The organism is Ruegeria sp. AB11 (genome assembly GCF_056536325.1).
On sequence record NZ_JBQFJO010000001.1, the window covers coordinates 1,592,947 to 1,607,377 of the forward strand.

15 protein-coding genes and 1 riboswitch are annotated in these 14,431 nt (G+C 56.1%); of the genes, 10 read left to right on the plus strand and 5 right to left on the minus strand.

The window, feature by feature from the left end:
• Positions 1-12 precede the first annotated feature (12 nt).
• Genes ACR3EJ_RS08055 through fabA form a run of 3 tightly spaced genes read right to left on the minus strand, consistent with a single transcriptional unit; the run spans position 13 to position 2,579 of the window.
• Positions 13-804 carry an enoyl-ACP reductase FabI gene (locus ACR3EJ_RS08055; RefSeq protein WP_170477581.1) on the minus strand — a complete coding sequence of 264 codons (792 nt, stop codon included), beginning with the start codon at positions 802-804 and terminating at the stop codon, positions 13-15.
• A 5-nt stretch (positions 805-809) separates the two neighbouring features.
• The gene (fabB, locus tag ACR3EJ_RS08060; RefSeq protein ID WP_170545657.1) at positions 810-2,039 is read right to left on the minus strand and encodes a beta-ketoacyl-ACP synthase I; all 1,230 of its coding nucleotides are present in this window, start codon (positions 2,037-2,039) and stop codon (positions 810-812) included.
• 30 nt (positions 2,040-2,069) lie between these two features.
• The gene (gene fabA / locus ACR3EJ_RS08065; RefSeq protein WP_170477575.1) at positions 2,070-2,579 is read right to left on the minus strand and encodes a bifunctional 3-hydroxydecanoyl-ACP dehydratase/trans-2-decenoyl-ACP isomerase; all 510 of its coding nucleotides are present in this window, start codon (positions 2,577-2,579) and stop codon (positions 2,070-2,072) included.
• Positions 2,580-2,766: 187 nt separating this feature from the next.
• Between fabA and irrA the strand changes: the two genes are divergently transcribed.
• Positions 2,767-3,183: an iron response transcriptional regulator IrrA gene (irrA, locus tag ACR3EJ_RS08070; protein WP_170477572.1), complete on the plus strand. Its 417-nt coding sequence runs from the start codon at positions 2,767-2,769 to the stop codon at positions 3,181-3,183.
• 3 nt (positions 3,184-3,186) lie between these two features.
• On the opposite strand, the gene ACR3EJ_RS08075 is transcribed toward irrA, so the two are convergent.
• Positions 3,187-4,083, minus strand: a complete 897-nt coding sequence (locus ACR3EJ_RS08075; RefSeq protein ID WP_170545654.1) for a LysR family transcriptional regulator — start codon at positions 4,081-4,083, stop codon at positions 3,187-3,189.
• A gap of 85 nt (positions 4,084-4,168) precedes the next feature.
• Here ACR3EJ_RS08075 and ACR3EJ_RS08080 point away from each other — a divergent pair, with 85 nt between their 5' ends.
• Positions 4,169-4,966 carry a phytanoyl-CoA dioxygenase family protein gene (locus tag ACR3EJ_RS08080; protein ID WP_170545651.1) on the plus strand — a complete coding sequence of 266 codons (798 nt, stop codon included), beginning with the start codon at positions 4,169-4,171 and terminating at the stop codon, positions 4,964-4,966.
• A 3-nt stretch (positions 4,967-4,969) separates the two neighbouring features.
• Here the strand turns inward: ACR3EJ_RS08080 and ACR3EJ_RS08085 are convergent, their stop codons facing one another.
• Complete coding sequence (locus ACR3EJ_RS08085; protein ID WP_170545648.1) at positions 4,970-5,833, minus strand: hypothetical protein; 864 nt, start codon at positions 5,831-5,833, stop codon at positions 4,970-4,972.
• A 120-nt stretch (positions 5,834-5,953) separates the two neighbouring features.
• On the opposite strand from ACR3EJ_RS08085, the gene miaB reads away from it, so the two are divergent.
• The 8 genes from miaB to trmB all read left to right on the plus strand — a co-directional run bounded on the left by miaB (position 5,954) and on the right by trmB (position 14,419).
• Complete coding sequence (miaB, locus tag ACR3EJ_RS08090; RefSeq protein ID WP_170545645.1) at positions 5,954-7,273, plus strand: tRNA (N6-isopentenyl adenosine(37)-C2)-methylthiotransferase MiaB; 1,320 nt, start codon at positions 5,954-5,956, stop codon at positions 7,271-7,273.
• A 224-nt stretch (positions 7,274-7,497) separates the two neighbouring features.
• Entirely contained in the window at positions 7,498-8,202 is a 705-nt protein-coding gene (locus ACR3EJ_RS08095; RefSeq protein ID WP_480423330.1) for an outer membrane protein, read from the plus strand.
• Between the two features lie 147 nt (positions 8,203-8,349).
• Positions 8,350-9,372 (plus strand): PhoH family protein, encoded by a 1,023-nt coding sequence (locus ACR3EJ_RS08100; RefSeq protein ID WP_170545639.1) that lies wholly within the window; start codon positions 8,350-8,352, stop codon positions 9,370-9,372.
• Between the two features lie 42 nt (positions 9,373-9,414).
• Complete coding sequence (gene ybeY / locus ACR3EJ_RS08105) at positions 9,415-9,909, plus strand: rRNA maturation RNase YbeY (RefSeq protein ID WP_170477555.1); 495 nt, start codon at positions 9,415-9,417, stop codon at positions 9,907-9,909.
• Between the two features lie 36 nt (positions 9,910-9,945).
• On the plus strand, positions 9,946-10,830 hold the full coding sequence (locus tag ACR3EJ_RS08110; RefSeq protein WP_170545637.1) for a hemolysin family protein: 885 nt from the start codon (positions 9,946-9,948) through the stop codon (positions 10,828-10,830).
• On the plus strand, positions 10,827-12,353 hold the full coding sequence (gene lnt, locus ACR3EJ_RS08115) for an apolipoprotein N-acyltransferase (protein WP_170545634.1): 1,527 nt from the start codon (positions 10,827-10,829) through the stop codon (positions 12,351-12,353). Before ACR3EJ_RS08110 ends, lnt begins: the two co-directional genes overlap by 4 nt.
• Before the next feature lie 21 nt (positions 12,354-12,374).
• Positions 12,375-12,423: riboswitch (SAM-SAH riboswitch) on the plus strand.
• A gap of 5 nt (positions 12,424-12,428) precedes the next feature.
• Positions 12,429-13,610, plus strand: a complete 1,182-nt coding sequence (metK, locus tag ACR3EJ_RS08120) for a methionine adenosyltransferase (protein WP_170545631.1) — start codon at positions 12,429-12,431, stop codon at positions 13,608-13,610.
• 98 nt (positions 13,611-13,708) lie between these two features.
• Positions 13,709-14,419 carry a tRNA (guanine(46)-N(7))-methyltransferase TrmB gene (trmB, locus tag ACR3EJ_RS08125; protein WP_170545628.1) on the plus strand — a complete coding sequence of 237 codons (711 nt, stop codon included), beginning with the start codon at positions 13,709-13,711 and terminating at the stop codon, positions 14,417-14,419.
• The last annotated feature ends 12 nt before the right edge of the window (positions 14,420-14,431 follow it).

Consider the following 14,431-nt stretch of genomic DNA (forward strand, 5'->3'; position numbering starts at 1 on the left):
GGAAAGATATGGTCACATGGCCTCGGGCTGAGGCATACCCAGAATATGATACCCGCCATCGACGCGGATGATCTCACCCGAGGTGTAGCTTCCCGCATCTGAAGCCAGATAAACGGCAGTGCCGCCAACCGCTTCAAGCGTGGCGTTCGAACGCATGGGGGCGTTCTGGTCGCAGAACTTGTAGGTCTTGCGCGCTCCGCCGATGGCGGCACCGGCGAGCGTCTTCATAGGGCCGGGTGAGATGGCGTTGACGCGGATGCCGTCGGGGCCTAGATCGTTTGCCAGATAACGGGTCGCAGATTCCAGCGCCGCTTTGGCTACGCCCATGACGTTGTAATTCGGCACCACCTTGTTCGAGCCCTGATAGGTCAGGGTCAGAAGCGTGCCGCCATTGTCCTTCATCAGGGGATAGGCGCGGCGCGCGACCTCGATAAACGAATAGGCCGACACATCCATTGAATGCTTGAAGTTTGCGCGTGTGGTGTTCAGGAAACGGCCCGTCAGTTCGTTCTTGTCCGAATAGGCGATAGCGTGGACGACAAAATCGATGGTCTGCCAGCGCTTTCCCAACTCGCCAAATGCGCGGTCTAGTGATGCGTCATCGGTGACATCCGCATCGACCATGAAGTCGCTGCCAAGGCTCTGGGCCAGAGGTTCCAGCCGCTTGCCGAACGCCTCGCCCTGATAGGTGAAAGCCAGTTCAGCGCCCGCCTCGTGCATGGCTTTGGCGATGCCCCATGCAATCGAGCGGTCATTTGCCACGCCCATGATCAGGCCGCGTTTACCCTTGAGAATATCCGACATCTTGTTCACCCGTTATACTTCGACAGAACCATGGATCCGTTGGTGCCGCCAAAGCCGAAGCTGTTGGTCATCACGCTGTCCAGGCCTGCGTTTTCAACTACTTGAGTTGCAATTTCACCGGGCAGGATGCCTTCGGCAAGTGTGTCGACATTGATCGACGGAGTAATGAAATCATGTTCCAGCATCAACAGGCAGAAGATCGCCTCAAGCGCGCCAGCCGCGCCCTGCGCGTGGCCGGTCATCGATTTGGTTGATGAAATCGGAGGTACGCTGCCTTCGCCAAAGATACGGCGTACGGCTTCGACTTCGCCTACATCGCCAACCGGGGTCGAGGTGCCGTGGGCGTTGATATAGCCGACCTTGCGGCCTTCGGGCACGGTCGACAGCGCCAGACGCATCGCGCGTTCGCCGCCTTCGCCAGAGGGTGCTACCATGTCGTGCCCATCAGATGTCGCGGCATAACCCGTGACTTCGGCATAAATCTTGGCGCCACGGGCCAGCGCATGTTCGAGCTCCTCAAGAACTACGATGCCGCCACCACCGGAAATTACGAACCCGTCGCGGTTCTGATCGAATGCGCGCGAGGCTTTGTCGGGCGTGTCGTTATATTTGGACGACATCGCACCCATCGCGTCGAACAGGCAGGACAGGGTCCAGTCCAGTTCTTCGCCGCCACCTGCGAACATCACGTCCTGCTTGCCCAGCATGATCTGTTCAGCCGCGTTGCCGATGCAGTGCAGCGACGTCGAGCAGGCAGAGGTAATCGAATAGTTGATGCCCTTGATCTTGAACGCCGTCGCAAGGTTCGCTGAAATCGTCGAGCACATGCATTTAGGCACTGCAAACGGGCCGATCCGTTTGGTCGCGCCGGTTTTCAGCACGGTTTGGTGTGCGGTCAGCATCGCGCTGGTCGAAGGCCCGCCCGAACCCGCGACCAGACCGGTGCGCGGATTGACGACCTGATCTTCGGTCAGCCCGGCATCAGCGATGGCCTGGCTCATCGCGATATGGGCATAAGCTGCGCCCGGTCCCATGAACCGCAGCGTGCGCTTGTCCACGTGATCAGCCACGTCGATTTTCAGCGATCCGGCGATCTGGCTGCGAAAGCCATGTTCGACCATCTGTTCGTTGGCCTCAATGCCAGATTTGCCTGCTTTCAGCGAGGCAAGCACCTCTTCAGCGTTGTTCCCGATCGAGGACACAACCCCCAAACCGGTGACGACTACTCGACGCATGTGCGTACTCCTTGTTTCGGCCGGTCAGGCTCAGGCGTCTGACAGAACGACCTTCATGTCCTTGACGTCGTATATCAATTCGCCATCGGCTTCGACGATGCCATCTGCCACACCCATTGTCAGACGGCGCGTTTGTATCGCTTTTTTGAAATCAATTTTATAGGTCAGCATCTTCCGGTCCGGGCGTACCATCCCGGTAAGCTTGACCTCGCCGACGCCAACGGCCATGCCACGGCCTTGCCAGCCGCGCCAACCGAGGTTGAAGCCGGTCAGTTGCCACAGACCGTCCAAGCCCAGACAGCCGGGCATGATCGGGTTGCCGGGGAAATGGCAGTCAAAGAACCAAAGGTCGGGTTTAATATCAAATTCGGCCAGTACATGGCCTTTGCCATGCGCACCACCATCGCCCGAGATATCGGTGATCCGGTCCATCATCAGCATCGGCGGGGCGGGCAACTGCGCGTTGCCAGGGCCAAAAAGCTCGCCGCGGGCGCATTTCAGCAGATCGTCCTTGTCAAAACTGCTTGGGAATTGGGCCATTCTGCCGCCTCTCCTGCCTGGGTCTGTTCGTTATATCTGGTCTCGTCTAGCACCCGTTTGCAAGGTCCTGCAAGACCAGCACGCCATATCATGCCGTGACACGTATACTTCTTGCGAATGAATTTCATTTGAAATTGCAGGTCGGGCGCACTTATATTAAGGGCAGCAAAACACAGGTATCGGATTCATGACACCTCAGAGCCGTGACATCGCTGCAAATTGGTTGGTTGACGCAGGTTTGCGCCCCACGCGCCAAAGGGTTGCTTTGGCCGAATTGCTTGTGGGTGACGGGTTGCATCGTCATGTGACCGCAGAAAGCCTGTTTGAATCCGCAAAAGCCAAAGGTGACGCGGTTTCGCTGGCGACCGTATACAACACATTACGCGCGTTCTGCGATGCCGGGGTTCTGCAGGAAATCACTGTGGACGGATCCAAAAGCTATTTCGACACCAATACGCACGACCATCCGCATTTCTATTGGGAAGACGAAAGCCGCCTGAGCGATGCGCCGTCAGACCAATTGGTGATTCAGCAATTGCCGGAAGCGCCTGAAGGCGTCGAAATCGCATCGGTCGATGTGGTGATCCGCTTGCGGAAGAAATAACCGCTAATCCTTTCGTAACAGCGTAACCAATGCATGTTCGGCCTGCGTGATCAGTGGATCAGTAGGCCCCGTGCCATGCCGCGCCAAAACGACGGATTCGGTTGCGTCCGGATCGATGATCGGCAGGCTTACCAGGCGGACCTGATCATAGCTGAAGCCGCTTTTAGGGCTGGTATAACTTATCCCGATACCTTCCCCATGAGCAGCCAGACTACGCGAAAGCTCGAGTGATTCCGCCCGGTGCGAGATTGTGGGATTCAGACCTTTGCGTCTGAAGAGCGCGAGCACATGCTGCGCGGACAGACCCTCTTTGGACAGAATCAACGGATGTGCCGCGAGCTCGGTTAGGGTCACCTGCTCGGCCCTCGCCAGTGTATGATCGGGTGAAAGCAGTGCATGTGGCGTGCTGTCGAACAGCTTCTTGCACAAAAAACCGGCGTCCATGCCCAGATCATACGTAAGCGCAAAATCATATCTGCCATCGATCAGGCCGGAAATCAGACCTTCGAACGTTTCAACCCCGTGTGTCAGGACGACATCGGGCAAGGACTCTCGCAGACGGTGCAGAGACTGGGCCAGAAGAAAGGGGGCCAAATCGACGAAGCATCCCAGGCGCAATCGGTTCTCGCTGGTTAGCGGCTGTTTTGACTGTTCTAATAGGGCTGCTCGGTTCAACACGGCTTCGGCTTCTTCGATAAATTTGCGGCCTTGCGGGGTTAATGCCATCGCGGCACCCCGCCTTCGGGCAAAGAGTGGATATCCCAAATGTGATTCGACCCGGGTCAGCGCATTGGACAAGGCGGGTTGCGAGACGTTCAGGTGCTGTGCTGCCGCAGACAGGCTGCCATGTCGACCAATGGCGCAGACATATTCGTATTGGCGGAGTGTAAGGTATAACATTAGGTTAATACCTAAATCGAAAGATATGATTTGAACAGAGGGCTCATTCATGCGCAGATCGGGCGACAAATCCAAGGAGACCGCGATGACTCACCCTCTTGTTTCCCAAGCCATGATTGACGACTTCCATACGGACGGTGTTGTGTTGGTCAAAGGCCTGTTCGCCGATCACATTGAAACCCTGCGGGCCGGGGTTGCGGCAAATATGGATGAACCGGGTCCCTATGCGTCAGAGAACAAGAAAGACGGTGAGACTGGCCGTTTTTTTGACGACTATTGCAACTGGTCTCGTATCCCGCAGTTTCGTGAAGTGATCGAAACATCCCCTGCTGCCGAAGTTGCAGCCGACCTCATGCAATCGCAATCCGTGCAGATGTTCCACGACCATGTACTGGTGAAGGAGCCCGGGACCTCAATGGCGACTCCGTGGCATCAGGATGGGCCCTACTATTTTGTCGATGGCCAACAAAATATAAGCTTCTGGTCACCGTTGGACCCGGTGAAACAAGCGACCTTGCGTTGCGTCGCCGGATCGCACCGCTGGGAAAAAGAAGTGCTGCCTACTCGCTGGGTCTCGGAAGAAGGGTTCTTTCCTGATGAGGGGCAATACATGCCGATCCCGGACCCGGATGCCGAGGGTATGAAGATTGTGGAGTTTGAAATGGAGCCCGGTGACGCCGTGGCCTTCAATTATCGCACGCTACACGGGGCCCGAGGCAATACTTCTGACAGTCGGCGCAGGGCCTTCTCGCTGCGGTTGGTTGGTGATGACGCGCGTTATGTTGAACGTCCGGGGCGGACTTCGCCGCCATTTCCGGGGCATGACATGGTGCCGGGGCAACGGCTGCGCCAGGACTGGTTTCCGGTTCTGTTGCAGCGTTAGGATCTAGAACCACTGGCCCGATTCAATCAGGCCCAGATCCAGCAACTGGCGCGAATCCCACTCGAACGGAGTTGAATGGTTCCAGCAGAAGTCAGAGATATCGAACGTCGACCCGGCGTTCGTCTTCAACGCCTTGGCCGCACGGAAGGAGCAGATCGCGGCGGTCAGGTTGTTGTGCCACGGGCATGCGTAGGTGTTGTATTCCGCCTCGTTGAACGTGTGATCCGGCAGAAGCTTCAGATCGGATTTTGCTTTAAACAGCGAAATCCGATCGATGCGGCGCCGTTCATAGGGGATATGATCTTCGAACCGCCAGCGGAGGCCACCGGACATATCCAGCTGCCGCTCTAGCGGCTTGCCAGATGCATCATGCCGCGTGTGGGCGTAGTATCCGGTCTTGTCCAGCATTGCTTGATCAGGGGCCACGCCGTTGGGAAAGGCCGTCAGATCGTTCGCATACAGATCGATCACATGGGTCAACATCGCCTGACGCCGCTCTTCTGAATGGAAGGCGAGCAATTCGCCAACCGAGCGGGTCTCGCAGAACGGATAGAACAGGTATTCCGCGTTGTAGCAGTAGTATATCCAGACGCCTTGCGTGGCTTGGATGATCCGGTTTACGGCGTCAAAAACGACTGTTCTGGGCGCGCATGTCATCACAACCCGGTAGACCCTCTCGCTCAGATCATCGTCGATCGCAAATTCCTGTGGCAGGAACGCGATCACCGATTTGAACCCCAGTTTTAGGTGGTGATGCAGCGTGCTTTCCAATTCGACTTCATCTTCGGCGAAGATCAGCGCTATAGGGCCCTTGTTCAGGGCCTCACCGCCGGATTTAAGAAGGTGATCAAGGGAATCGTATTGCATCGTTGGCTTTGTTTCCGCCTCGCTGGAAATTCCCGCCAAATTCGGGTAATTGCGCCAGCATTGCAAGCGGCGTTCGATCCGTATAGACGACGCCGACCCAGCGACTGCAAAGGCCAACCCATGTCTGAACCGAAAAAGCTGTTTATCAAGACCTATGGCTGTCAGATGAACGTCTATGACAGTGAACGCATGGCCGAAGCGCTGGGCGGGCAGGGGTATGTCGAGACCAAGTCGGCCGATGATGCGGATATGATCCTTCTCAATACTTGCCACATCCGTGAAAAGGCAGCTGAGAAAGTCTATTCCGAACTGGGCCGGTTCAAGGGTCTGAAAGCAGACAAGCCGGATTTGAAGATTGGTGTCGCTGGCTGCGTAGCCCAAGCCGAGGGCGAAGAGATTATGCGCCGTCAGCCTCTGGTCGATCTGGTGGTGGGTCCGCAAAGCTATCACCGCCTGCCTGAGATGGAGGCGAAGACGCGCGCGGGTGAAAAGGCGCTGGATACCGATTTCCCCGAAGAAGACAAATTCGAAAAGCTCAAGAACCGTCCCAAAGCGAAGCGTGGCCCGACTGCTTTTCTGACCGTGCAGGAAGGCTGTGATAAATTCTGTGCATTCTGCGTGGTGCCCTATACCCGCGGGGCCGAGGTCAGCAGGCCTGCAGACCGCATTATTCGTGAGGCGCAGGATCTGGTCGAACGCGGCGTGCGCGAGATCACGTTGCTGGGGCAGAACGTAAATGCCTATCACGGGGCTGGGCCGAATGGGGACATGACCCTTGCCGGTCTGATCTGGGAGTTGAACAAGGTCGATGGGCTGGAGCGCATCCGCTTTACCACCTCGCACCCGAACGACATGGACGATGCGCTGATCGAGGCGCATGGGACCTGCGAAAAACTGATGCCTTATCTGCACCTGCCGGTGCAGTCGGGATCGGACAAAATCCTGAAACGCATGAACCGCAGTCACACGGCTGAAAGCTATCTGCGGCTAATCGAACGCATCCGCGAAGCCCGGCCCGATATTCTAATGTCCGGCGATTTCATCGTAGGCTTCCCCGAAGAGACAGATGAGGATTTTCAGGCTACTCTGGATTTGGTGGAAGAGGTCAAATACGGCTACGCGTATTCATTCAAGTATTCTACCCGCCCCGGTACGCCTGCGGCAGAACGGCCACAGGTCGATGCCGAAGTGGCAGACGAGCGTCTGCAACGGTTACAAGCCTTGATTACACGTCATCAGCGAGTGATTCAGGATTCCATGGTTGGCAAAACAGTCAGTGTCCTGTTTGAAAAATCTGGGCGTCAACCGGGCCAGATGGTTGGAAAATCTGAGTATCTTCACGCGGTTCACGTTTCGGATGCAGATTTGGCACGTGGAGATTTACGTAAGGTAAGGATCAAATCCTCTGGCGCGAACTCGCTAGGCGGCGATTTGATTTAATCCAATATACGTATGCTGCAAGGGTTCCTTCCGACCAAATTTAACCCTTGATTTATGACTTGGAACTATGCTCCGAGAGAGGCCAGATTTCTCGGGTGTGGGTTTTGCGGCCTACGAAACTGTTGACCCGAAGAGGCAAGCCATGATGGCGGAGGGTGCGAGTAGTGAGTTGGATATGTTTTCCAAAATCGAAGATGTCCCGCGTTTTGACGGCCCTCTTATTGATGTTATCTTGCGCTGCTCCGACTTTGGCTGGGGATGTGACCGGGGAAGTCACTGAACCTGACGTGATTTCGTCCGAACGATATGCCAACGATATCCGGGCGTTTTATCTGGGGGTGAGCGCCAGTCGTGCAACGGGTGGTTCCGATGAGTTTGGCTTGCAGGTCAATGGCGGCTCAGTTTTCGGGATCGGAGAGGTCAGTACTGACGGCAACTTTGCCGGGTTTCGCGGGGGTTGGCGCGGGATTTTGCCTGCGAGAGGCGGGCGCGACTATGTCTATGGTCTGGAAGTCGGCTACGACTTTGGCACCCTGGACGGCAGCACGTCGGGACAGATCCGCGGAACACCCGTCAGCGGCAGATCTGCAATTTCCGATGTATTCTCGATCCGCCTTCGAAATGGACTTACAAACCGCAGCAAGAGTGTCCTTTACTTCGTTACAGTGGGCTATGTGCGTGGTGATATCACAACGTCGGCTTCTGTGACCGAAGTGGGTGGGACTACCCGCTTTGAAGACGTTGATCGACGTCAGGGTTTTTCTGCCAGCCTGGGTGCCGAGCATAAACTGAATGACGATTGGTCGATCACTGGTGAGCTCGAATATCTGCAGTTCGAATCAAAAACCGTGGAACTGGGCCCTTCTTTCAGCACCAAATCGACGCCAAGCTACCGCGGATTGCGGATCGGATTGAATTATACATTCTGAACCATTCGCAAAAACTGATATTTTATGCGCAACAACGCCGTTGATCGGCGCATTTGTCATCCCGTTTGCAAAAAACGAAACTGCGCCTTGCGTCCACCTCACGATGTTGTCTACGCTCGGGGTGAAACGCCAAGACAGGAGAACGGATTGGCCATCGGTGCCCTGACCCCACCGCAAGAAGATATGCCCCAGCGTGAGGCGCTTGTTGAGTTCCCAGACAACAGACTACTAATCGATTTGTGCGGCGAATATGACCGTAACCTGACCGATATCGAACAAAAGCTTTCGGTGCAGATCCTGCGGCGTGGAAATCAGTTGGTCGTGCTGGGTGATGAAGAATCGCAAAAACAGGCGATTGAAGTGCTGCAGGCGCTCTACACTCGGCTTGAAGGTGGGCGAGATGTCGAAGCAGCAGATGTCGACCGAGAGTTGCGCATGGGCAATTCCGAGGCCGGAACCGGCACGCGGGATGGTGACCAGCTTGAGATGTTCAAAGGCGGAACGGTCGAAATCAAAACCCGTAAGAAGCTGGTTGAGCCGCGGACAGACGCCCAGAAGGCATATGTTCAGTCGCTCTTCAACAATGAGCTGGCCTTTGGAATCGGCCCTGCAGGTACGGGTAAAACTTATCTGGCTGTTGCTGTGGGTGTGTCGATGTTCATCGGAGGCCATGTGGACCGGATCATTCTCAGCCGTCCAGCGGTAGAGGCCGGCGAAAAGCTGGGTTACCTGCCCGGTGACATGAAGGATAAAGTCGATCCCTACATGCAGCCGCTTTATGATGCGCTGAATGATTTCCTCCCGGGCAAGCAGCTGGCTAAGCTGATCGAAGAAAAGCGGATCGAAATCGCGCCTCTGGCGTTTATGCGTGGGCGGACGCTGGCGAATGCCTTTGTCGTGCTGGACGAGGCGCAAAATGCCACCACCATGCAAATGAAAATGTTCCTGACCAGACTTGGCGAAGGCAGCCGCATGGTGATCACCGGAGACCGGTCACAGGTCGATTTGCCGCGCGGTGTGCAATCGGGTTTGGCGGATGCGGAAAGACTGCTGAAGACGATCCCGAATATCAGTTTTAATTATTTCACGTCGAAAGATGTCGTGCGCCACCCGCTTGTCGCCGCCATTATTGAGGCGTATGAGGCCGACACGGGCCGCGAAACGGGGTGAAACCCAAGGTTCCGATGGGTTTTGGAGCCTTGGAGAGCCGGTATGAATCTGGATGTAACGATCGAAGACGAGCGCTGGCGGGAATTGGAGCCGCTGGCGCAACGTGCACTCATTGAAGTTCTTGATTATTGCGGTCTCAAATCGGACCTCTGCGAAATCAGCTTGTTGGGTTGTAACGATGAACGGATCGCAGTTCTGAATGCCGAATTCCGGGAAAAACTGAAGCCGACAAATGTTCTAAGCTGGCCTGCCGAAGATTTGTCCCCTGATCAGCCTGGGGGCATACCAATGTTGCCCGAGCCCGATTTCACTGGGGAAATCGCATTGGGAGACATTGCGATTTCATATGACACCTGCGCGCGTGAGGCCATCGCAGCGGGTAAATCAATAGAAGATCATGTGACTCACTTGATAATTCACGGCACGTTACATTTGTTAGGATACGATCACATTCGTGACCTCGACGCCACTTTGATGGAACGGGTTGAGATCGAAATACTTGGCAAACTGGGTATAGATAACCCATATAATGTATGACAGGGGCAGCTTTGCCCGATCATTTGGAACAGGATAATGGGCGATACAGACGGCAGTTCTAGGGCAGCGCAAGGCGCGCATTCACAGAACAGCAACACGGATAGCGATGAAAAAGGCGGGCTTTTATCCCGGATTTTCGACGCATTTTCACCTCCGGGCGATGAAGCCAGTCAGGTGAACGGGGCTAAGGTCACGGATTCACAACCGAGGGGTATGATCAACCTGCGCAGAATGCGGGTCGAAGATGTCGCGATACCCACGGCTGAGATTATCTCGGTTCCCTCGACAACACCCAAGGACGAGTTGGCGCAAATTTTTCGCGATAGTGGATTGTCGCGAATCCCTGTGTACGAGGGAACGCTCGACACGCCACTGGGCTTTGTCCACCTCAAGGATTTCGCGCTGACCCATGGATTTAATGGCAACTCGTCCGAGTTTGATTTGACGTCAATGCTAAGGACCTTGCTGTTCGTTCCGCCCTCGATGCCGATTGGTGTACTTTTAACCAAGATGCAAACTGAACGTCGTCATATGGCGCTGGTCATTGACGAATACGGTGGTGTCGACGGCCTGCTGACCATCGAAGACCTAATCGAACAGGTTGTGGGCGAAATTGCCGACGAACATGACGCCGATGAAGATCAGCTTTGGATACAAGAAAAACCCGGCTACTACGTGGTTCAAGCTCGGGTTCCGCTTGAAGATTTCGAAGCCGAAATTGGTCGTTCATTGACCAGCCACGAAGATGTGGACGAAGAAGAGATCGACACTTTGGGCGGTTTGGTCTTCATGCTATCCGGGCGCGTCCCGGCGCGTGGTGAGGTGGTATGCCACCCCGAAGGGCCTGAATTCGAAGTTCTTGACGCAGACCCACGCCGCATAAAGCGGTTGCGCGTCATGTTGCCGGATATCGCTGCATGAATCCTGCCCAGGGGTGGCCCTATTGGTTGCGGTTGCTGCTAGCGGCATCCTTGGGAATCTTGGCTGCTTGTGGGCTTGCCCCGTTGGATTTTTGGCCAGCGGCATTGGTGGCGCTGATCCTGCTTACTCCATTGTACTTGAACTCTGAAACATCCCGCCGCGCGGCTTTGCTGGGGTGGGTGTTCGCCACCGGGTATTTTGCCAATGCGCTAAACTGGATCATCGAACCATTCTTGGTTGACGCAGAACGCCATGCCTGGATGGCACCCTTTGCACTGATCTTCTTGTCAGGCGGGTTGGCATTGTTCTGGGCGCTGGCCTTTGGAGTTGCAAAACGCATCGGTGGATCGCCGATCGTGCAGGGTATGCTACTGGCTTTGACGCTCTCTCTGGCCGAGTTTGCGCGGGGTTACATACTAACAGGGTTTCCTTGGGCGGGTATTGCCCAGATCTGGGTGGATACGCCTTTTTCTCAGCTCCTGTCGCTGATAGGACCTTATGGCTTGGGCGCGCTGACGCTGATTGCGACTTTGCCACTCGGTGCAGCCATCGCCAGTGATCGGACTCCACGCGGTCTGGGGATGCCAATCTTTGTGCCTGCGGGGTGCGCTGTATTGGCTCTGGCTTACGCCGCGAACCGGCCGTCGGTTGAATACACCGGCCGTATCGTGCGGCTGATACAGCCTAATGCTCCACAGCACCAAAAGTGGGACCCGGAATATGCACCCCTGTTTTTTGCCCGCCAACTTGAATTCACGGTAGCCGAGCCCAGGCCAGATCTGATTGTCTGGCCAGAAACTTCGGTTCCGGCGTGGCTTGGCAGTGCGCAGCCCTATCTTTCAGCAATTGGTGAAGCGGCGCAGGGTACGCCTGTTTTTCTAGGTATTCAGCGTGCTGCCGGACGGCAGATCTATAACTCGATGATCTATTTGAATGGAGATGGTCAACAGGCAGGGCTCTATGACAAACACCACCTGGCCCCATTCGGAGAATATGTGCCCTTTGGTGAATTGATGGCGCGGTTTGGAATTCACGGAATGGCGGCAACCACGGGAAGTGGTTTCAGCGCTGGGCCGGGCGCTGCCCTGATGGATGCAGGAGGGCTTGGGAAAGCTCTGCCGCTGATCTGTTATGAGGCCGTATTCACACAAGATGTTCTGTCCGCGCCGGGCCGGGCAGATTTTCTGTTGCAGATCACTAACGATGCGTGGTTCGGGACTCGCTCCGGTCCGTATCAGCATCTTGCACAGGCACAGATGCGCGCTATCGAGCAGGGTCTGCCGATGTTGCGCTCGGCCAATACCGGTGTTTCTGCGATGATTGACCCTTTGGGGCGAATTACTGACGCGTTGGCGCTTGGGCAGGCCGGGTTTATCGACGCCGAATTGCCGCAGCCCCAAGCCGCGACGATATATTCCCGGATTGGGGACAAACCGGTGTTTTTCCTTCTATTAGCAGCTTGGGCGTTGCTCTGGCGTCATACCCGTAGGTTCAACGGTCAAATACCGATTGACCCTACCTGACTGCGCGCGTATTCGGTCAATTGCCCTTCACAACGGCTTCCTGACGTGATGGGAAAATCTTAGTGGAGCACATTTATGTCCCGACAGAATTACACTTTTACTTCGGAGTCCGTGTCCGAAGGACACCCTGATAAGGTCTGCGATCGTATTTCCGATGCGGTGCTAGACGCCTTCCTGCGTGAAGAGCCCGAAGCCCGCGTTGCGTGCGAAACTTTCGCTACAACGGACCGTGTGGTCATCGGTGGCGAAGTGGGACTGTCGGATCAGGACAAGCTCCACGATTACATGGCGCATATCGATGATATTGCGCGCGCCTGCATCAAAGATATCGGATACGAGCAGGACAAGTTTCACCACGAAACTGTCGAGGTGACCAACCTGCTGCACGAACAGTCGGCTCATATTGCGCAGGGCGTCGACGCCGCTGACAACAAAGACGAGGGCGCAGGCGATCAGGGTATCATGTTCGGGTACGCCACGACTGAGACCCCGGCGCTGATGCCGGCTCCGATCCAATATTCGCATGCAATCCTTCGGCGTCTGGCCGAAGTTCGCAAGAACGGTACCGAGCCCGCGCTGGGTCCGGACGCGAAATCGCAGCTGTCGGTCATCTACCGGGATGGCAATCCAGTTGGTGTCAGCTCAATCGTGCTGTCCACTCAGCATCTGGATGAGGCGCTGACCTCGGATGATATCCGCCAGATTGTCGAACCCTATATTCGCGAAACCCTGCCCGATGGCTGGCTGACCGCCGAGACCGAGTGGCATGTGAATCCCACCGGCAAGTTCGTGATCGGCGGCCCCGATGGCGACGCGGGTCTGACCGGGCGCAAGATCATCGTGGACACCTATGGTGGTGCTGCTCCGCACGGGGGCGGTGCGTTCTCTGGCAAGGACCCGACCAAGGTGGACCGCTCGGCTGCGTATGCCGCACGCTACCTGGCCAAGAACGTGGTAGCGGCAGGAATGGCGGAACGCTGCACCATTCAGTTGAGCTATGCGATTGGCGTCTCCAAACCTCTGTCGATCTATGCCGACACACACGGGACAGGCCTGATCGCTGACGCGGTTATCGAGAAGGCTGTCGGTCAAGTCATGGACCTGACACCACGCGGCATTCGCGAGCATCTGCAACTGAACAAGCCGATATATCAGCGTACTGCAGCCTATGGCCATTTCGGACGCGAACCCGATGCAGATGGCGGATTCAGCTGGGAGCGTACCGATTTGGCCGACGCTCTTAAGCAGGCTGTCTGAGCGCCGTTCACCTATTCAAAAAATACGCCGGAGGTGTGGGGGCCAGCCCCCAACCTCCACCCTTGCCTCAGGCACGAGTCAGCAGTATGGGCACGGGCATGAGCAACCAGACCCCACAGCGCCCCCGCAGGAACTTTTATGGCCGCTTCAAAGGCAAGACCTTGAAGCCCAGCCAAAAGACTTATCTGTCAGAAGATCTGGCCGCCCTGTCTCCAGGTGCGGTAGATTGGGAAACCAACCCAGAACGCACCGCTTTGGACCTAGAGGGCCTGTTCGGTGGCAAGCCTGTCTGGCTCGAAGTCGGATTTGGCGGTGGCGAGCATTTGGTGCATCAGGCGCAAAACAATCCCGGTATCGGCATTATCGGAGCAGAGCCTTACATCAATGGTGTCGCAATGTTGTTGGGCAAAATTCGTCAGGCTGGTGCCGAAAACCTTGCCGTGCACCCTGGCGATGCGCGGGATTTGTTTGATGTGCTGCCCGAGGCCAGCATCTCGCGCGCCTTTCTGCTCTACCCTGATCCGTGGCCGAAAACACGTCATCATCGGCGCAGGTTCGTGACCCCTGAACATCTGGAGCCTCTGGCGCGTGCATTGAAACCGGGGTCGATATTTCGTGTTGCCACCGATATCCCCGACTATGTGCGCCAGACTCTTGACGAGGTACCGCGTGCCGGTTTCGAGTGGCTGGCCGAGCGCCCCGCCGACTGGCGCGAGCCTTGGGATGACTGGATTTCCACCCGCTACGAACAAAAAGCCCTACGCGAGGGGCGTACCCCGCATTATCTGACCTTCCGACGCAAAGACTGATTGCCGCTGGAC

Coding starts and splice junctions, on each gene's coding strand:
- lnt (WP_170545634.1), top strand. CDS start 10,827: ATGAATCCTGCCCAGGGGTGGCCCTATTGGTTGCGGTTGCTGCTAGCG.
- irrA (WP_170477572.1), top strand. CDS start 2,767: ATGACACCTCAGAGCCGTGACATCGCTGCAAATTGGTTGGTTGACGCA.
- trmB (WP_170545628.1), top strand. CDS start 13,709: ATGAGCAACCAGACCCCACAGCGCCCCCGCAGGAACTTTTATGGCCGC.
- ACR3EJ_RS08055 (WP_170477581.1), bottom strand. CDS start 804: ATGTCGGATATTCTCAAGGGTAAACGCGGCCTGATCATGGGCGTGGCA.
- ACR3EJ_RS08075 (WP_170545654.1), bottom strand. CDS start 4,083: ATGTTATACCTTACACTCCGCCAATACGAATATGTCTGCGCCATTGGT.
- ybeY (WP_170477555.1), top strand. CDS start 9,415: ATGAATCTGGATGTAACGATCGAAGACGAGCGCTGGCGGGAATTGGAG.
- ACR3EJ_RS08095 (WP_480423330.1), top strand. CDS start 7,498: ATGTTATCTTGCGCTGCTCCGACTTTGGCTGGGGATGTGACCGGGGAA.
- ACR3EJ_RS08085 (WP_170545648.1), bottom strand. CDS start 5,833: ATGCAATACGATTCCCTTGATCACCTTCTTAAATCCGGCGGTGAGGCC.
- ACR3EJ_RS08110 (WP_170545637.1), top strand. CDS start 9,946: ATGGGCGATACAGACGGCAGTTCTAGGGCAGCGCAAGGCGCGCATTCA.
- miaB (WP_170545645.1), top strand. CDS start 5,954: ATGTCTGAACCGAAAAAGCTGTTTATCAAGACCTATGGCTGTCAGATG.
- fabA (WP_170477575.1), bottom strand. CDS start 2,579: ATGGCCCAATTCCCAAGCAGTTTTGACAAGGACGATCTGCTGAAATGC.
- ACR3EJ_RS08080 (WP_170545651.1), top strand. CDS start 4,169: ATGACTCACCCTCTTGTTTCCCAAGCCATGATTGACGACTTCCATACG.
- fabB (WP_170545657.1), bottom strand. CDS start 2,039: ATGCGTCGAGTAGTCGTCACCGGTTTGGGGGTTGTGTCCTCGATCGGG.
- metK (WP_170545631.1), top strand. CDS start 12,429: ATGTCCCGACAGAATTACACTTTTACTTCGGAGTCCGTGTCCGAAGGA.